17 protein-coding genes are annotated in these 18232 nt (G+C 41.4%); 5 read left to right on the top strand and 12 right to left on the bottom strand.

What is annotated here, in order from left to right; all coding sequences use genetic code 11:
- Window positions 1–115: 115 nt before the first annotated feature.
- The 4 genes from POV27_RS09010 to POV27_RS08995 all read left to right on the top strand — a co-directional run bounded on the left by POV27_RS09010 (window position 116) and on the right by POV27_RS08995 (window position 3634).
- On the top strand, window positions 116–910 hold the full coding sequence (locus tag POV27_RS09010) for a DUF1338 domain-containing protein (protein ID WP_272862421.1): 795 nt from the start codon (window positions 116–118) through the stop codon (window positions 908–910).
- A 97-nt stretch (window positions 911–1007) separates the two neighbouring features.
- Window positions 1008–1496: a hypothetical protein gene (locus tag POV27_RS09005; RefSeq protein WP_272862420.1), complete on the top strand. Its 489-nt coding sequence runs from the start codon at window positions 1008–1010 to the stop codon at window positions 1494–1496.
- A gap of 150 nt (window positions 1497–1646) precedes the next feature.
- On the top strand, window positions 1647–2009 hold the full coding sequence (locus tag POV27_RS09000; protein ID WP_272862419.1) for a hypothetical protein: 363 nt from the start codon (window positions 1647–1649) through the stop codon (window positions 2007–2009).
- 5 nt (window positions 2010–2014) lie between these two features.
- Window positions 2015–3634, top strand: coding sequence for an FAD-linked oxidase (locus POV27_RS08995; RefSeq protein ID WP_272862418.1), 1620 nt, complete (start codon window positions 2015–2017; stop codon window positions 3632–3634).
- Window positions 3635–3697: 63 nt separating this feature from the next.
- Here the strand turns inward: POV27_RS08995 and bshA are convergent, their stop codons facing one another.
- The 12 genes from bshA to POV27_RS08935 all read right to left on the bottom strand — a co-directional run bounded on the left by bshA (window position 3698) and on the right by POV27_RS08935 (window position 15326).
- Window positions 3698–4837, bottom strand: coding sequence for an N-acetyl-alpha-D-glucosaminyl L-malate synthase BshA (gene bshA, locus POV27_RS08990; protein WP_272862417.1), 1140 nt, complete (start codon window positions 4835–4837; stop codon window positions 3698–3700).
- Window positions 4834–7794: a serine hydrolase domain-containing protein gene (locus tag POV27_RS08985; protein ID WP_272862416.1), complete on the bottom strand. Its 2961-nt coding sequence runs from the start codon at window positions 7792–7794 to the stop codon at window positions 4834–4836. Before POV27_RS08985 ends, bshA begins: the two co-directional genes overlap by 4 nt.
- 31 nt (window positions 7795–7825) lie before the next feature.
- Window positions 7826–8311: an ABC transporter ATPase gene (locus POV27_RS08980; protein WP_272862415.1), complete on the bottom strand. Its 486-nt coding sequence runs from the start codon at window positions 8309–8311 to the stop codon at window positions 7826–7828.
- 3 nt (window positions 8312–8314) lie between these two features.
- Entirely contained in the window at window positions 8315–9106 is a 792-nt protein-coding gene (locus POV27_RS08975; RefSeq protein ID WP_272862414.1) for a (Fe-S)-binding protein, read from the bottom strand.
- Window positions 9107–9113: 7 nt separating this feature from the next.
- Window positions 9114–9521, bottom strand: coding sequence for a hypothetical protein (locus POV27_RS08970; protein WP_272862413.1), 408 nt, complete (start codon window positions 9519–9521; stop codon window positions 9114–9116).
- A 1-nt stretch (window position 9522) separates the two neighbouring features.
- Window positions 9523–9957, bottom strand: a complete 435-nt coding sequence (locus POV27_RS08965) for an LNS2 domain-containing protein (protein ID WP_272862412.1) — start codon at window positions 9955–9957, stop codon at window positions 9523–9525.
- On the bottom strand, window positions 9950–10297 hold the full coding sequence (locus POV27_RS08960; RefSeq protein ID WP_272862411.1) for a hypothetical protein: 348 nt from the start codon (window positions 10295–10297) through the stop codon (window positions 9950–9952). Before POV27_RS08960 ends, POV27_RS08965 begins: the two co-directional genes overlap by 8 nt.
- Window positions 10287–11588, bottom strand: coding sequence for a 4Fe-4S dicluster domain-containing protein (locus tag POV27_RS08955; protein ID WP_272862410.1), 1302 nt, complete (start codon window positions 11586–11588; stop codon window positions 10287–10289). Before POV27_RS08955 ends, POV27_RS08960 begins: the two co-directional genes overlap by 11 nt.
- The gene (locus POV27_RS08950) at window positions 11588–12538 is read right to left on the bottom strand and encodes an MlaD family protein (protein WP_272862409.1); all 951 of its coding nucleotides are present in this window, start codon (window positions 12536–12538) and stop codon (window positions 11588–11590) included. Before POV27_RS08950 ends, POV27_RS08955 begins: the two co-directional genes overlap by 1 nt.
- Window positions 12539–12686: 148 nt before the next feature.
- Complete coding sequence (locus tag POV27_RS08945) at window positions 12687–13304, bottom strand: glycoside hydrolase family 19 protein (protein ID WP_272862408.1); 618 nt, start codon at window positions 13302–13304, stop codon at window positions 12687–12689.
- A gap of 2 nt (window positions 13305–13306) precedes the next feature.
- Window positions 13307–14065 carry a hypothetical protein gene (locus tag POV27_RS08940; protein WP_272862407.1) on the bottom strand — a complete coding sequence of 253 codons (759 nt, stop codon included), beginning with the start codon at window positions 14063–14065 and terminating at the stop codon, window positions 13307–13309.
- 139 nt (window positions 14066–14204) lie between these two features.
- Complete coding sequence (locus POV27_RS08935) at window positions 14205–15326, bottom strand: N-acetylmuramoyl-L-alanine amidase family protein (RefSeq protein WP_272862406.1); 1122 nt, start codon at window positions 15324–15326, stop codon at window positions 14205–14207.
- A 183-nt stretch (window positions 15327–15509) separates the two neighbouring features.
- On the opposite strand from POV27_RS08935, the gene POV27_RS08930 reads away from it, so the two are divergent.
- On the top strand, window positions 15510–18227 hold the full coding sequence (locus POV27_RS08930) for a putative LPS assembly protein LptD (protein WP_272862405.1): 2718 nt from the start codon (window positions 15510–15512) through the stop codon (window positions 18225–18227).
- Window positions 18228–18232: the final 5 nt, after the last annotated feature.

Below are 18232 nucleotides of genomic sequence, written 5' to 3'. Positions count from 1 at the left end.
ATAGAAATAAAATAACACAAAATCAATTTAATAAATAACATATTGACTATAATATCGCAAATATATAACAAACTTGGTTTAATTTTGAACAAAAATTAATCATAATTATTCCGCTATGGACACAACACAATTATTCGAGAAATTGTGGCAAGACTATGCCGCCACCACGCCTTCCGCAGAACTTGTGAAAAAAGCCTTTGAAAATGAAGGGAATACGGTAAACAATGACCATATTGCTTTTAGAACCTTTAACGATCCCAGAATCAACATTGATCAGTTAGCCGCTTTGCCATTGGCCTTGGGATACGAATTCAAGAACGATTATGTATTCGAAGAGAAAAAACTCTACGCCAAACATTTGGCGCACAAAACGAATCCTTCCCTCCCATTGATTTTCATTAGTGAATTGAAAATTGAAGAATTCCCTATCGAATTTCGATTACAGATACAGCGGATTATCGACAGTATTGATTTCAACAAACTAGACCCAATGGAATTGCTCTTTGCAGGAAGACTATGGGAGCTGCCCAGTTATGAAATTTATTCACAACTGTTGGAACAATCAGAATATGCCGCTTGGCTGTACGTAAACGGGTTCTGTGCGAATCACTTTACTGTAGCCGTAAATGATTTGACAACCTTTTCAAATTTGGAATCGGTAAATGCATTCCTGAAGGAAAAAGGTTTCGTCCTCAATACATCTGGTGGCGAAATTAAAGGAACCCCCGAGCAGCTTTTACGGCAATCCAGTATTGTTGCCGATAATATTCCTGTTCAGTTTCAGGAAGGTATATTCGTTGTGACCTCCTGCTATTACGAATTTGCCTATCGCTATCATGGATTTACCGGTTTTATTGCAAATTCTGCCGATAAAATATTTGAAAGTACCGATAAGCGAATGGCATATTAATTGTTAGGATATGTTTCGTAATTTCACAATTACAAAGAAATAATGAAGGGGTAAATACGTTATTTATTCCAGTGTACTAATTAAACAACAACCTAACATGAGAAAATTTGCATTCTTATTTATTGTAATGATTGTATCTGCAACCGGGTTTTCCCAAAATATTTCAGACAATGCCATAGGGCTACGTGTAGGAGATAGCGACGGATTTGGCACCGAAGTGAGTTATCAACGTGCTTTAGGCGAAAATAATCGTCTGGAACTAGACCTTGGATGGCGAACAGGAGACAACTACGATGCTTTTAGATTAACAGGTCTTTACCAATGGGTATTCAACCTAGATGGCAACTTTAACTGGTATGTTGGTGCCGGTGGAGGTGTTGGTAGCATCAGTGTGGATAATGTTCCCGCAGGTACAGACGACAGCGAAACTTATTTCTACGCTGCAGGAGATATCGGTATTGAATATGATTTCGATATTCCGTTGCTCCTATCACTGGATTTTAGACCTGAATTCGGTTTCGGAGGTGATCTTGTCGATGATGACGTAGACTTCGATATTGCACTTGGTATCCGCTATCAATTTTAAGAAATACCTCATTTTTACATATAGAAGTCCCCATTTTGGGGACTTTTTTATTGAAAATCACCTAACAAAAAAGGGGTTTTCCCTCTTTCCTCCCATAGTTTTCATTTATAACTTAGCAATCAATTAGTTTGATAACCAATTTCTTAAGTAATGAAAACTCCAAAATTCCTCAAAATACTTTGCGTATTCCTATCCCTCCTAATGCTGTCCTCCTGCTATTCGGTTAGGATGAAAGTTACCAATGGATTTGGTCCCGAATTGGACGATACTGGTTTTGATGATGAAGACAACGAAGATCCTGCCAGAGGTCAATTATTTAGGACTATAGATACCATCATCACCGTTAAAACAACCACCGATGAGAATCCCGTTAATATCGATGCATGCGAATCGGGCGCGTTGCATACGGTAGAATACCGAAGCACCTTTGGAGGTGTACTCCTCTATCTGGTCACCTTCGGAAGGAAACGGAAGATGAAAGTAAAATATGTATGTGTTAAAGATCAAGGCTAAACGATATGGCAACAACAAAGACAACCCCTAGAGAACGATGGAACACCATTCATAAAAATGGTCCATTTCCCCTTAAATTCTTTCTTTCCACCAAAATGGAGAAAAAGAACATGATGCCCAATCCGCTGGATCGTTACAACGATGCAGCAAACGAAATGCGCCGATTGCTATTGGTGGCTTCTAACCAAAATCACGGTTTCCGTTCCTTTGGTGCGCGCTGGTCCATGTCGTCCATTGCCCATCAAAAAGATCGTATGCATTTTACAGCCAATCTCAATGTGAAGATTGCCATTCAGCCATCGGACATGCACGGTAATAGTCCGTATCAAAGTGACAATCTACATTTATTGCAATGCGGGAATACGATTAAAGAAACTTCTTTCTACCTGGAAAGGCTGGGGAAATCCCTCAAGGCAAGTGGTGCCAGTAATGGTCAGACCATAGCGGGGTGTATTTCTACAGGCGTGCATGGTTCGGGAATTGATGTTGGGTCCGTTCAGGATTATGTGGTAGGACTCAATCTTATTCTAGGTCCCAATCCACAGGATGTCGTATACCTTGAGCGTCATACAAAACCTGCTTTAAGTAATGCTTTTGCAGCCCAGTTGAATGCAAGGGTGATTCGAAATGACGGGCTTTTTAATGCTGCCTTGGTAGGCCTCGGATCATTTGGATTTATTCATGGAGTTGTGATTGAAGCTGAAGACCACTACCTCCTATCGCGTCATGTGATTAAGGTGAAGAAGGCCGATGCGTTGGCATTGGCAGACACCTTGGATTTTAAAAATTCACCCATTAAAATCCCTGAAAAAACTGATGCTCAGGGGAATCCATTACGTCCTTATCATTATAAAATATACATCAATCAGTACAGTAATGAAGACACAGTGCCTGTAGAACTGATGTATAAAATGCCTTTCGATCCGCAATACAAGCAGAAGTTTGGCAACCCCATTCCTTTCATGAAGGAGTTTGTTTATCGGGACTTGATCTATTTACTGGTCAAGATTTCTGAAAAGTTCCCCAAGGCCATTCCAAAATTCGTGAAGGCATTAAGTAATAGCATACTGCCCGACGAAAATAAAGTCATTGTAGGGAAGCTTTCCGAAATTTTCTGGGATGCAGGATATCAAGGCAAGGCCTTTGCCTGCTCTTTTGGTGTGGATCACGCCAATTCTTCTAAAGCATTAAAGGTGTTGACGGATCTTACGAACAACGAAGGTCCTGTCCCCGGCATATTTGCCATGCGGTTTATTCAAAAATCGGATGGACTGATCTCGTTTGCCAAGTATCCATTTACCTGCATGGTCGAGATTGACGGTATTATTTGGGAAGGTTCTGATAAGATCATTAGTTTGGAGAAGTATGCTCAGCGTATGATTGAAGTATTACAACAACACCAAATTCCCTTTACCATTCACTGGGGTAAGAATGCCGATTGGGAATTCCCTGGATTGGCAGACCATATGTTTGGTGCAGACGCCCAGAAATGGATGGATTACCGTTCGGCCCTACTCTCTCAAGAAATGGCCAAAGTATTCACGAATGGTTTCTTGAAGGACGTGAAACTGGATGCCTATAATCCGAACGCCGATCCTAATTTAGTAGCAGATTTGTCGACCTAAAGCAGACCGAAACAACAATTGGGGTGACGGTAAGGATACACCAAAGAAATATTTGAAAATCGATTAAATACCGTTGCCCACGTTTTCAAAAGCCAATTCGTAAGCGGCTTCATAAAGGGGAAGAATATTCTTGGTATCAAATTTTTGTGCTGATTCTCTAGCTTGACTCTTAAATTGTGCAAGGGTCTCTGGATCCTTTAAAATAGAAAGGGCTTTCATGGACATATCACGCACATCCCCTACATTGCTTAAATAACCGCTAATTCCGTCTTCGTTTACTTCGGGCAAACCTCCCGTGTTAGAAGAAATAACAGGAACGCCACTGGCCATAGCTTCTAGAGCAGCCAGACCAAAGCTTTCTTTTTCCGAAGGAAGTAGGAACAGATCACTAAAGCAAAGGATTTTGTTTATTTCGCTACTATTTCCGAAGAAAATTACCTTGTCCGAAATTCCTTTTCTACGACACAATTCCTCTGCTGGTTTCTTCTCCGGCCCATCTCCAACCAACAATAGTTTGGCAGGAATTTCATTCACGATACGATCGAACACCTCAATAATATCCATGACACGTTTTACAGGACGCAGATTACTAATATGGGTAATGATTCGCTCATGAGGCGCTGCCATCATATCCCGTTGACAGTCGGTAAAGGTGTTGTTGTATTTGGAAACATCGATAAAATTGGGCACCACTTGGATTTCCTTATGTACATCGAACAATCGTAACGTATCATCCTTCAAACTCTGTGATACCGAGGTAACCACGTCGCTTTCATTGATACTGAAAGTTACAGCGGGCTTATAAAATGGATGGTTTCCTACCAGTGTAATATCGGTTCCGTGCAAGGTAGTGACCATGGGCACATGGATTCCTTCTGCCTTCAACATTTGCTTCGCCATATAACCTGCATAGGCATGGGGAATGGCATAATGTACATGAAGCAGATCTATCTTGTATTGCTTTACAATATTCACCAGCTTACTGGAAAGTGCCAACTCATAAGGTTGGTACTTAAACAGTGGATATTGCGGTACCGAAACTTCGTGAAATTGAATGTTCCAAGACAGCAATTCCAGTCGTACCGGTTGTTTATAGGTAATGAAATGAATTTCGTGTCCTCTTTCGGCTAGGGCAATTCCCAGCTCTGTAGCAACCACGCCACTTCCCCCGAAGGTTGGGTAACAAACAATGGCTATTTTCATTCTTCTACAATCGTTAGTTTTGTTGTTTCTGGTTCTTCCCGTATGATGGCATTGTAGATGGCTTCCTGTATATTGCTTCTTAAATTACTCCCGATCAATTTGCGGTTGTCTGCCGTGGGAAAGGTTCTGTTAGAAAGAAATACATACACAATATCCTCTTCTGGATCGGCCCACGTAAATGTTCCTGTAAAACCACTGTGACCAAAACTGGTCATAGACACACAACCACAAGTAGGCCCAACATCTCCCAATTGGGGTTTATCGAACCCTACTCCCCTACGCACATCATTATCGCAATAATAACAAGTATTAAAAGCATCTACGGTTTCTGGTTTAAAGTAACGCTTATCCCCGTAAAAACCTTTATTAAGGTACATCTGCATGATCTTCGCCACATCATTGGCATTACTAAACAATCCTGCATGCCCACAAACACCACCCATCATTGCAGCTCCTTGGTCGTGAACATAGCCATGAACTTTCTGCATTCGGAAATAACTATCGTTTTCCGTGGGAGCAATATCATCCTTGTCGAAACGGGACAACGGATTAAATAGAGTGTAATTGGCTCCTAATGACTCATATATATTGCGTTGCACCAATCGATCCATAGGAGTACCGTAGAAATCTTCCAAGTATTTTTTTATTAAATAATAGGGTAAATCACTGTATTTATATCCGGATCGTTGGCGTAAATCACTTTTCTTGATAAGGTCGTAAATCGTATCGGTAATATCCTTGCGAGCAAATAAGTCCTTTGCCACCCTTGTTGGGAATTCCTTCGACTTTTCTTTCGCATAATACTTATCTGAAGGTAACTGGGTAACGGAATCTATAGTATTAATGTAAAATGGAATCCAAGCCCTTAGCCTACCTGTATGCGTCAACATTCGCTTTAAACTGATATTAGCCTTATTGGACCGCTTGAATTCCGGAAGCATTTCCGAAATCTTGGTATCCATGTTAATAATGTTCCTATCGTACAACTCCATGGTTAAAGGTAGCGTTGCCAAAATCTTGGTAAGCGATGCTACATCATACACGTCGTCGTCTCGTACCCTAATCTTCTTTTCTGGAGTATGATGACCGAAGTTCTTACTATAGACCACCTTTCCTTTGCGTGCTATCAATATTTGTGCACCGGGCATCATACCCGCCCAAACACCAATTCGCGCCAAAGAATCTACTTTCTTCAATTTATGGGAAGACAGACCCACGCTTTCGGCCGTTCCATATTGCAAGCGATTTACGTCTTTGGTAACAATAGAGGTATTTACAGGAAAGTCCTCTCCCGCAGAAACCGGTAATTGTCCTTCGGCACCTCTGGCTCCAAAAATAAGCTGGGCCGATAATTGTTGCGCTACCTTACTATTCTGATAGGAAACAATAATCCCTTCAAAATTCCCTGTTGCGGTAATATCCAACAACGCATAAGGACGCGTAAATACGTCTAGTATGACTTTATTGGTCCTTGCAATCTCGTACAACCAAACCAACTCCTTGTCTTCCAACTTGTATCCTTTCCAAGGATTGGCGTTCGATTTATGAAAGCCTACGATGACATAGTCATACTTTTCAAGCTTTTTTACATAACTAGACAGGCTATTAGCACGGATCCAGTCGATATCGGAATACTTTCTCAAGTACTTCAAAAACTCTTTTCCACTATCATCCCCAAAGTTTACATAGGCAATTTTGGTATCCTTAAGGTTCTTTATGGGTAATATGGCCGAATCATTCTTGACTATGGTCAAGGCCTTTTCCATGGCTTCTTCGTACAGCGCATAATCTTCGGCTGCATTGAGTTCTTCTACTATATTTTCAGCTGCAACAGGTACATAATCGTTGAGTCCTACCTTGTATTTGGCGAGCAATATCTTCTTAACCGAATGTGCCAAACGTTCTTCGGTAATAGCTCCTTCACGATATGCCCTAACAAGCATATTATGTGCTTTAGGTACATTTTCAGAAATGAGAAGGACATCGTTTCCAGCCAAGAAAGCCGCTAAATCGATCTCTCCAGGTTGTTTGAAATCGGCCGCACCTTTCATATTCAAGGCATCGGTAAAGATTAAACCGTTAAAACCAAGCTCTCCTTGGAGGATATTGGTTACTACATTTTTTGAAATGGATGAGGGGTATCCCGATTCATGCACAATGGACGGAATATTAAGGTGGGCTACCATAACGCTGCTCAATCCTTCACTAATAATTTGTTTGTAGGGATATAGCTCCAACGAGTCTATCCGTTCCTTATCGAATAAAAGGGTAGGCAATGTTTTGTGCGAATCGGCATCCGTATCACCATGGCCCGGGAAATGCTTGGCATTGGCCAAAACACCGGCGCTTTGCATTCCTTTCATGAAGGCAATCGCCTTTTTGGAAACGTTCTCACGGTCTTCCCCAAAAGAACGATTCCCAATGATAGGATTCTTAGGGTTTGTATTAATATCTACAACCGGGGCAAAGTTGAAATGAACCCCCATACGCTTGGAGTGCTCTCCAATGCGCTTTCCTACCTGCTCGACAATACGATCGTCCTTAATGGCTCCCAAGGTCATGTTCCATGGATATGCAAAGGTCGAATCCAAGCGCATGGCCAGTCCCCATTCGGCATCCATACCAATAAGCAATTTGGTTTTAGAAAGCTCCTGAAACTCATTATTGAGATGTGCTTGTCTAACAGGACCTCCTTTTGAAAAGATAATACCTCCTATATAATAGTCGGTAATAAGGTCCTTTATTTGATCGGTTTTGGACTTGGGGTCGCTCGAAAAAACATCGACCATGAACAACTGTCCAATTTTTTCCTGCAAGCTCATAGCCCCATACACACTGTCTACCCATTGTTGCTGGTAAGGTTGTTCGGTCTCTACCACCAAAAGCGGGTTAATCTGTTGGGCATACCCCAATAAAGAAAAGGCTAGGAAAAGTGAGGTTGCTATGAAATGCTTCATAGAATCTAAGGTAACAAAAACTATACTAAAATTATGCTAAAAAACGGCTATGCCAGCTATCTTTTGCGGGAACTTCCCAATACTCAAGGTATTCGGCCTTGGTATTCACGAGGTTATTGAAAACAACCGTATTTGGGGATACCGATCTGTTCTTTGCCATTTGTTTGAAATCGGCCAAGGACTTATGGGCAATGAAGTCTCCATTATAGAAAGTAACGTTCATTTTATCCAATAAGTCTACTCCGAATTCATTTTCTAACGACTGAATAAAATGTACCGATGCGTCGATACTACAGCCGGAAGCGGAGGCATTGGTTTGGTTAAGGCCAATGATGATAAATCGGTTGTATTTCACCTCAAAACCTGCTTCCAAATCGGAACCATGAGCGGTCCATTGTTGCAGGAAATGGGCGGTTTTTTCATTTATATGCGAAACTTCCTCTTCGGAAAGTTTTCTATTGGATTGGTATATCCAAATCCTCGAATTATCTGGTAAATCGTTAAAATCTGCTAACATGCTCTATAAATCCTTTGCATTGGCGATCATTTCGGCTACGTCCATCACCTCAATGCTATCTTCCTTCTCTTTACTCTTAACGCCGTCGGTCATCATAGTATTGCAGAACGGGCATCCCGCAGCTATAATTTCTGGTTGGGTTTCCAGGGCTTCCTCAGTACGCTCAACATTGATGTCTTTATTCCCTTTTTCAGGTTCTTTAAACATCTGTGCGCCTCCTGCTCCACAACATAATCCACGTGTTTTACAACGCTTCATTTCTATAAGCTCTACCTCCAGCTTTTGCAATAACTCCCTTGGAGCTTCATATTCATTGTTGGCTCGGCCCAAATAACAAGGGTCGTGGAAAGTAATGCGTTTTCCTTTAAACTTGCCTCCTTCTACCTTAAGCCTACCCTCGTTCAATAGGGATTTCAAAAATTGGGTATGGTGCATCACTTCGTAAGTGCCTCCCAATTCTGGGTATTCATTTTTTATGGTATTGAAACAATGGGGACAGGTGGTAACGATCTTCTTTATTTCATAACCATTGAGCACTTGAATGTTCATCATGGCTTGCATTTGAAAAAGAAACTCGTTCCCCGCACGTTTGGCAGGATCTCCCGTACAACCTTCTTCCGTTCCCAACACAGCAAACTCCACTCCAGCTTCATTCAACAATCGGGCGAAAGCTTTGGTTATTTTCTTGGCCCTATCGTCGAAACTACCTGCACATCCAACCCAAAAAAGAACTTCCGGGTTTTTCCCTTGTGCCATGTATTCGGCCATTGTTGGAACTTTAATAGGTGCTGACATGTACTTCTTAATTTACTACTTTAAATACAACTTCCATTTTCTGACTTCCTTCTGGAGCAGTATACTGAGCAGGCGTAATCGCTACGAACTCTTGCTCGTTAAGGGAAGTAATCAATAAACTAATTTTCTGTTGTATGGCAAGTGCAATGCATTTACGTTCTGGGTTAAGTCGCCACTCCCCTACGGCCGATTGTTTCCCATTCTCGATGAAATCGAAGGTATTGTCTTCCCGGAAGACAAACATCATGTTCTTCTTCTGTCCCTCCATTTGCATCATGGCCTTCCCATTTTGGCGTGCTGCATCCATAAGCCATGATTTACTTATCAATTTTCGCACTTCTTCTTCAGATTGCGTCACTCCTTGCCCCCAACTTAAAGCGGTAGCAAAAAGGAATAGTATAAAAATGTATCTCATATTAATCTTTAAAAACTTCAATAGTTACTTCTTTTTCGACCAAATCGGTGAACTTGCCTTTATACCTTGTGGCTTTTACCAAGTGATTATCGATCCAGTGATAATTTCCTCCACGGGGTTTTCCCATAAGCATGGAATGATACTTAAATCCGTGTTTATTCAACCATTCTTCCGTCACTTCCCTATGTTCCTCGGTACGCGAGGTAAAAAAGCAAATAATATGGCCTTCATCATACCATTTGTTTAGGGTGTGCAAGGCATCTGGATATAGCTTTGCCGTTGCCATCCGTTCTGGTTCTTCATTCGGAATATCATCACAAATGGTGCCATCTATATCGATGAGGTAATTCTTTACTCCCTCGGGCAATACAGGACTTACTGTTTCACCGCTTTCTACCTTTTCGTGTAATAACTTCTCTACTTCGTCTTTATTCATCTTCTTCGTCGTTTAACGCTTTAAAATCTACTTTACTCAGTCGTATATAAAGGGCCAGCCTGTGCTCACCCGGTTTTCTATATTTTGGGTTTCTACTTTCGTAGACACTTCTGCGGAACGCTTCTTCGCGTAAAACCTCCAATTGTTTCTCGGAACAATAGTCGCAGAAAATCTTTTTTACTACTACGGAATCCAGTTCTATGGACTTGTTCACATAAATACGGGTATACATTTTAAACTGAAGGGAATCCTTCCTGTAATCCCGCTGTTGCGCCAATAGGCTGGACATCCCAGCAAAAACTAAAATACCTAAAAGAACGATTCTTTTCTTATGACTCATTTATCCAATTGGCACGATCCATCTGATTGAATGGCCATGGTGCCGCATTGTTCTCTATATTGGTCATGGTCACGTTAAGCTCTGAAGGAGCTGCCGATTGTTCCATCACCAAATACTGGCGCATGTCCATAATAATTGACAGTGGATCTATACTTACTGGACAGGCTTGTACACAGGCATTGCAAGTGGTACAGGCCCATAGTTCTTCCCTTGTAATATAATCATCCAACAACTGTTTCCCATCGGGTTCGAAAGTTCCGTTCTTATCAATGTTCTTACTTACTTCTTCCAAACGATCCCGGGTATCCATCATGATCTTTCGAGGCGATAGTTTCTTTCCTGTTTGGTTGGCTGGGCACTCACTGGTACATCGACCACATTCAGTACAGGTATAGGCATTCAGTAATTGAATCCTCGATAAATCCATTACGTCACTGGCTCCAAACTTGGCAGGGGCTTCGGCTCCTTCCGCTGGCGCGGCAAATGGATCTGCATTGGGATCCATCATTAACTTCACCTCATTGGTAACCGATTCTAAATTCTTAAACTGCCCCTTGGGAGCGAGCCTTCCGTGATACACATTGGGAAATGCCAAAATAATATGCAAGTGCTTACTGAAATACAAATAGTTAAGGAATACCAAGATTCCCAATATATGAAGCCACCAAGCAGTGCGCTCAATGATATGCAGTGTCTCTACCGAAGTACCACCAAACCATCCTGCGATGTGCTTAGATACAATATTACCAGAATTCATTTCCTGAAAAGAAATGTCTGTGGCATTCATAACCAAGAACAATGTCATCAACACCATTTCGAAGTAAAGAATGATATTTCCATCATTCTTAGGCCAGCCTTTCATCTCTGGACTAAGAAAACGCTTTAAACGCTGAATGTTTCGGCGAATCCAGAAGACAATCACCGATACGAACACCAAAACGGCCAGAATCTCAAAAGATGCTATTAGGAAACCATAGAACCCGCCCATGAAGGCAAAAGCACGATGGGTACCAAATAGGCCATCTATGATGATCTCAAGCACTTCTATGTTAATGATAATGAACCCAAGGTATACCACAATGTGAAGCAGCCCTGCAATAGGACGTACCACCATTTTCGATTGCCCCAATGCAATTCGAATAACATTGTTCCAACGCTGTCCTTTATTGTCAGAAGAATCTACTTCCTGCCCCAACTTAATGTTACGGATGACTTTACGAATGTTTCGTGTAAAATAGCCAATCCCTAGAATCAGGGCCAATAAAAAGAGTATGTTAGGAATGTATTGCATTAGTTAACCGAATCTTTGGGTGTTTCGTAGGCTTTGGGTCGTTTCCCGAACAAAGAGAAATGAACGTATCGTTTGGGGTTGAGCTTCATATCCTCCAATAGCTGCTCTAGCTGAAGGGAGGCGCCTGTTAGATTGTTATATAGTTCTTCGTCTTTCAACAGCTTGCCCAGACTTCCTTCTCCATTCTTAATGCCTTCTGAAAGCTCGTTTAATTGACCAATGGTGTTCTCTAAATTAGAAGCCAGACTGCTCACATTGATTTGCGCTAAGGAATCTGAAAGCTTAGCGAAGTTGGCTGCCGTGGTATCTAGATTGGACAAGGTGTTGGTCATTTTCTCCTTGTTGGTATTCAATAGGCTATTGAAGTTCTGGGAAGCTCCCTTGAAGCTTGCCATCGTCTGATTTAGATTGGCAATACTCGAACGCAAATTGGCTTTGGTATCTTCATCCAAAACTTCGTTCACTCCATTCAACACCGTATCCAAACGTCCAAGGGTCTGCATCAGGCTTTTCTCTAATGGGTCGAATTTCTCAATGATTCCATCGATCATTCCTGATTGGATCTCCCCTTTTAAGGTGTCTCCAGAAACGGCCATCACATTAGTGCTCATATCCGGAATGATTCCTAAGTTATTCCCGCCAATGAATCCACTACTGTAAATCTGCACCATGCTCTTCTTGGAGAACTGAAAATCCTTTTCTACCGAAAACTTCACTACCAATTTCCCGCTCCTATCGGCAAAATCAATCTCCATTACCTTTCCTACAGCCAGTCCATTAATGGTTACTGGGGCTGAAGTGGCCAAGCCAGCTACATTGTCATATTTTACGTAGAACACTTTTGAAGTATTCAGAAGATCTGAATTCTTCAAAAAGCTATACCCAAAAATGAACAGGAGAATTCCGGAAAGAACTAAAATCGCTGTTTTTACTTCTCTAGAGAGTTTCAAATGTTTGCTTTTTTATTACCAAACAAATGTAGGAATAAATATGATTATAGCATGCTTTTGAAAAAAGATTATGTACAGAAGAAGAACGACGTTTTCAGAAATAAAAACGCTTCCAAAGTCAGCATATCAGCAAAGTAGGTTGCTGCGTTTAAATACCGTATAGCTTTTTGAACTCGTCCAAAAAGTGTTGTCTGCTTTGAAGACCGTTGTACCCACCATTGATCCGTTTAGTGACCATATGGATATCGTCGGCATCGGCATATCGGTTAATATTGTTCTTTTTCCAAAACCAGCAGGCAGAAGCCAATGCCCATTGGGGAGTCGCTACCAGATCGGGTTGCCCCAGAAAATCCTGTTGGGTGTACTCGGAAAACATTCTATAGTTCGCCTTACCCGTAAGCTGTATAAGTCCCCTACCCCTGTAGTTCCATCCATCACCACTGGCTTCATCCCCGTTCTCCATTCTATTTGCATATACACGATTGGCAATCTTTTCGGGTTGGCGGGCATATTGGTTGGCCAAGTTCATATTGGGAAAGTATTTGCGAAACACTCCGTACAAGGCTTTGGCGGAATAATTCAAATTTTCCACCACATACTTAAAGCCTCCACTTTCATGGGCCACCTGAGCCAAAAAATGGGCCTTTCGTAATGGGGTATCGATACCGTAAGCAGGCAAGGTTGTATCGAACAAGTTCACAAATTTTGAAGCGCGGTCCCAGCTAACATCTGGAATGATCTTTTTAAAGTTTTCCTCGGTAATCATAACTAACTGGATGTAATGAATATGGCTTTAATTCGATCAATGATACCTTGAAGCACACTAAAGATGGCATCGGAAGAGAAACCGCCTATAAGCGCGAGTACACTTTTACTAAAAAGATTAATACTGTTTGGGTCTTTGTCATAAAAGGATATGATTTCTGAAAGAATTAAACCCGAAATCACCCCCAAAACAATAAGCGCAAAATAGTAGATATTGTCTTCAGGGACCAAAGTGCTATTCTTTACGGCTACCGTAACGTTCTTTAGAAGATAGAATAATACGCCAAGACCGGCAATGGACGATAAAAACGCCAGGTTAAGCAATAAAGACCATCCTTCATTTTCCATAATTCCCTTATCGAGGGAATCGTCATTGACATCGGCGGACATCCCTGTGAGAATAAAAATCGCTAAAAACAGGATGGACAAGATGATTAAATTCCTTACCAAAGGAATCTTGCTTAGTTTCATATTATTGGTAACATCTTGTTTACAGGTACGAATGTATTTAATGGATTTGGGCGTAGCGGGTGCAATGTTTTTACAAAGTAGGTTATGTGTATTCACCAAGCTTTCAACATCATCATTGTTTATGCCATTCAGTATTTCGGTATTGATGATAGTACCGTTGAAAACGGCAAAGGAAATCATACTGTTGATTTCTTCACGCAGTTCTGCCTTTACTGCATCCGAAATGATTGTCCCATTGTTTTTAGGAGGACTTGTATCTGCTTTTTTTGGGGTAGTGGGTTCAGTTGCCATTGGGTAGTTTTTACCTCAAACTTACTCAGTTCTGGGCAAAAATCACAGGCAAAATGGATCATTTTTAGAAAAATACGTAAAACTACGTAGTGCCCTTTTCCTAAAGAAGAATTACTAAAAAATCAATGTTTGCAAGGGTTTATTGAGGTTCATCCGAAAGGACATCGGCCAATTTCACCTTTTCACCATTTCGAAAAGCAACCACATAACTGGAAGGATATCCTTTTTCCCTAGCATAGGTTTTCATGAGCTGGATTTTATTGTAATCGCTCGTTTCGCCATAGTAATATTTGTAGAGGGTATCTTCCTTATTCCAGGTTATTTCTTCCAATCCCTTGAAATTGTATGGCTTTGGCTCCAGTTTTCTGCTACTGGCCGCCAATTGCACTTTGAAAATAACGCCTTCGTAGATTTTCTCCTCCGTACTTTCTATGGCTTCTTCGATTTCGTCTTGGGTAATGACTGGGTTTTGGGCATCGCTGGTCGCCAGAGCCAGGTTCTTTCTATAGCTTTTAACGGCATCTGCAATAGAGCTTGCCATATCGTTCTGCCCTTTCTTAGAATTGAGATAAGCGCCTTCTTTCTTATTGGTAAGGAAGCCCGTTTCTATCAACACACTAGGCATATAACTTTGGTGCAATACGATGAAACCTGCCTGCTTAACACTTCTGTCCTTACGTTTCAGTTTATTTACAAAGTTGTTTTGTATCAGACCCGCCAACATAATGCTCTGATCCAGATATTCTGCCTGTAAAATACTTAGGCCGATAAATGATTCAGGAGAGTCTGGATCATAGCCGGCATAGTTTTCTTCATAATTATCCTCCAAGAAAATTACTTCGTTCTCCTTTTTGGCCACTTCCATATTCCGTTCGTTGGCATGTAGTCCCAATACAAAGGTTTCCGCCCCATGGGCCTGCGAATTGTGTGCATTGCAATGGATGGAAACAAAAAGATCGGCGTCTGCTCTATTGGCTATTGCTCCCCTTTCAAACAAGTTAACGAACACGTCTGTCTTACGGGTATAGATTACCTTGAAGTTGGGATCTTTTTCCAAAATAGCCCCCACTTTTAAAGTAATACTTAGTGCAATATCACTCTCCTTCAACCCTTTATGGTACTTACCTCCGTCTTTACCTCCATGACCCGCATCCAATACGACGACAAAGGGGTTTGTGGTATCGTTATTGTGGCTAATAAAAGCGTAGGAAGTTAAAATTCCTATAAATAGCACGAAAATGAGTAGCGGTTTAGTTCTCATATAGATGAAACGCAGTATTGATACTGATATTTTAAAATTTTGTTATTCGAAATCTAAGCCCAAAAAATATGCTTAATTTTGGGCATTCAAAAACTAAGCCAATTTATTAATTGCGATGGTAGGTTTGGGGAAATCAAAATTTATTTATCACAAAAGATATCTACAATACATAGACTTTTAACATTGCATATAAAGAGGCACCTTTTACTTCCAATCTATATCTTTCTGCTCTGCTGCAGCACTGCTTTATTTGCTCAGGACCCTCCTGCACGCGGTGGTGTAATCATTCGAGCTAAAGAAGATACTTTAATCCAGGAAAAAAGGGATACGCTGCTCACGCAGGAAATTACACTTTCCCAAGTACCCGTCGATACTGTAAAGACTGACACCATAAAGCCAAAAAACGAATTGCTCACCGATGTGGTAGAATACTATGGAGAGGATTATGTCTATGTGGATCGAAAGGAAGGAAAGGTGTATATGTATAATGAAGCCTATATCGTTTACGAAGATCTTCGCATAGATGCAGGACTTATTATCTTAGATTACAACAAAAACGAAGTTTACGCCAAAGGAATAGACAGTGCGGGAGTGTACAGTCAAGCGCCTATTTTCGTTCAGGGACCAAATAAGGTAGAGCCAGATTCCATTCGGTTTAATATGGATACCAAAAAGGCCATTTCATACAACTCGGCCACAGAACAGGATGGGGTAAAATTTATCCCAGCCATTACCAAACGGGAAAACGACTCGGTATACTACTTTAAGAATGTAAAGTTTACCACCTCCGAAAGAACCGAAGATCCCGAGTATTACTTTCTGGCGCGTAAAGCGAAATTCGTTCCCAAGAAAAAGGTGGTGACCGGTCTGGTAAATATGTACATCGCCGATGTCCCTACCCCCATTGGATTGCCTTTTGCGTTTTTCCCTATTACCCAAGATCGTACTTCAGGGTTCATATTTCCTAATATTGGTGAGCAAAATAGGCGGGGATTCTTTTTTCAAAACGGTGGATATTATTTCGCATTGAATGATTATGTAGATCTAACCCTAACGGGGGACTACTATACCAATGGAAGTTATGGATTGCGGGGTGATAGTGATTACGCACTTCGCTATAAATTTCGGGGGAACCTTAGTTTTCGATATGAAAGCCTCATTGAAAGCGAACGGGGATTCCCGGATTTCAGTCAGAGTACGTTGTATAATATCCGTTGGAGCCACACCCAAGACCCTAAATCGAGCCCGAATTCGCGATTCAGTGCTTCGGTTAATTTGGGAAGTAGTCGATTCCTTCAGCAAAGTATCAATCAGACGAACAATGCCAGTCAGCTAGTAAATACCTTGAGCTCGTCGGTTTCCTATTCAAAAACCATCCCCACCCAACCGGAGGTAAGCTTTACTATTGCTGCAACACACAGTCAGAATACGCAGACCGAAGTCATAAATATGTCTTTGCCCAACTTTAATGGAAGCGTTTCACGGGTTTTCCCTTTCGCACCGAAAAGCGGTGTAAAGAAAGGGGCTTTACAAAATATCAACCTACAATACAATGTGGTTTCCGAAAACAGGATACAAACCACAGATTCACTTTTCTTCAAAAAAGAAATGTTCGATGATGCCCGCATCGGTGCGCGTCATACCATTCCACTAAGTACCAACTTTAAGCTCTTCGACTACTTAAGTATGTCCATGGGAGCCAATTATGAAGAAGTTTGGGTAGGAAGAACGTTCGATCAATCGTACGATACAGAAACGAGTAGTGTGGTTCGCGATACGGTTTCAGGTTTCGACAGTTATAGAACGTATAGTTTTTCAACGAGTTTGGGAACCACGCTTTACGGGGATTACACACCAAAAAAAGAAGGTGGTAAAATACAGGCCATTCGCCATACCATGCGCCCTTCCATAAGTTACAGTGTAAGTCCAGCATTCGATCAGTTTTATGATGAATACGTAATCCCAACACAATCGGCAGATCCCTTGGTACAGGATGAAATTGTGCAGTATTCCCGTTTCGAAGGAACGCTCTATGGCGCACCGAGCAACAACTATTCCAGTGGGCTCTCCTACTCCTTGAACAATACGATAGAAGCCAAAGTACGGGATCGGGACACAACAGCGACCGAACCTAAGAAAATATCATTGATCAACAATTTGAATTTCGCTGGAAACTACAGCTTCTCTGCAGATTCCCTAAACTTTAGTCCGATTCGTTTTTCTGCAGGAATTCCTATTATAGAAAAACTGGAATTGAACTTAAATGGGTCATTAGATCCTTATGCACTGGACAACAACAACCAGCGCATCGACCGTTTCAATATTGATAATGGGGGAAGTCTGTTTAGGCTAACGGCAGCAAATGTGAGCTTTAATTATTCCTTCTCAAGCAAAGACTTTCAAGGCAAAGATGATGATGAGCCTGAAGATGATGGAAATTTCGAGAATGATACCTTTAGAAATGGAGGTCGACCAGACGACTTGTTTGGTGTGGATTCACCCATAGACAATAGGGCATCGCAGCAACGAAAGAAAACGAAAGACAAGGGACAATCTTGGTATAATTATGAAATCCCTTGGAACCTGCGAATGGCTTACACGATGACCTATAGCAATTCGGTCCGACAGAACGAGATTTCGTCTCAATCTATCATGCTCAGTTCCAGTGTAGAGCTCTCGCCACGATGGAGCGTACGGGTTTCTTCGGGATATGATTTTAAAAACAAAGGGGTTACCTTAACCCAACTCCGATTTGAAAGGGATTTGGAGAGTTGGTACAGTTGGTTTAGTTGGACGCCCATTGGTGCAAGAAATACTTCGTGGAACTTCTTTATAGGCATTAGAGGTATCCTTAAAGACATTAAATACGACAAACGTCGAGAGGCCGACAGAAGGCTATAATTCAA

Source organism: Aureisphaera galaxeae, assembly GCF_028561275.1.
Classification (GTDB): Bacteria; Bacteroidota; Bacteroidia; order Flavobacteriales; family Flavobacteriaceae; genus Aureisphaera; species Aureisphaera galaxeae.
This window is presented reverse-complemented; position numbering and strand designations above follow the sequence as displayed.

Bases quoted from the DNA above. Each gene is read 5' to 3' on its own strand.
- POV27_RS08945 (WP_272862408.1), bottom strand. From the start codon at position 13,304: ATGATTACCGAGGAAAACTTTAAAAAGATCATTCCAGATGTTAGCTGG.
- POV27_RS08935 (WP_272862406.1), bottom strand. From the start codon at position 15,326: ATGAGAACTAAACCGCTACTCATTTTCGTGCTATTTATAGGAATTTTA.
- POV27_RS08980 (WP_272862415.1), bottom strand. From the start codon at position 8,311: ATGTTAGCAGATTTTAACGATTTACCAGATAATTCGAGGATTTGGATA.
- POV27_RS09010 (WP_272862421.1), top strand. From the start codon at position 116: ATGGACACAACACAATTATTCGAGAAATTGTGGCAAGACTATGCCGCC.
- POV27_RS08985 (WP_272862416.1), bottom strand. From the start codon at position 7,794: ATGAAGCATTTCATAGCAACCTCACTTTTCCTAGCCTTTTCTTTATTG.
- POV27_RS08965 (WP_272862412.1), bottom strand. From the start codon at position 9,957: ATGAATAAAGACGAAGTAGAGAAGTTATTACACGAAAAGGTAGAAAGC.
- POV27_RS09000 (WP_272862419.1), top strand. From the start codon at position 1,647: ATGAAAACTCCAAAATTCCTCAAAATACTTTGCGTATTCCTATCCCTC.
- POV27_RS08940 (WP_272862407.1), bottom strand. From the start codon at position 14,065: ATGGCAACTGAACCCACTACCCCAAAAAAAGCAGATACAAGTCCTCCT.
- POV27_RS08995 (WP_272862418.1), top strand. From the start codon at position 2,015: ATGGCAACAACAAAGACAACCCCTAGAGAACGATGGAACACCATTCAT.
- POV27_RS08955 (WP_272862410.1), bottom strand. From the start codon at position 11,588: ATGCAATACATTCCTAACATACTCTTTTTATTGGCCCTGATTCTAGGG.
- POV27_RS09005 (WP_272862420.1), top strand. From the start codon at position 1,008: ATGAGAAAATTTGCATTCTTATTTATTGTAATGATTGTATCTGCAACC.
- bshA (WP_272862417.1), bottom strand. From the start codon at position 4,837: ATGAAAATAGCCATTGTTTGTTACCCAACCTTCGGGGGAAGTGGCGTG.
- POV27_RS08960 (WP_272862411.1), bottom strand. From the start codon at position 10,297: ATGAGTCATAAGAAAAGAATCGTTCTTTTAGGTATTTTAGTTTTTGCT.
- POV27_RS08970 (WP_272862413.1), bottom strand. From the start codon at position 9,521: ATGAGATACATTTTTATACTATTCCTTTTTGCTACCGCTTTAAGTTGG.
- POV27_RS08975 (WP_272862414.1), bottom strand. From the start codon at position 9,106: ATGTCAGCACCTATTAAAGTTCCAACAATGGCCGAATACATGGCACAA.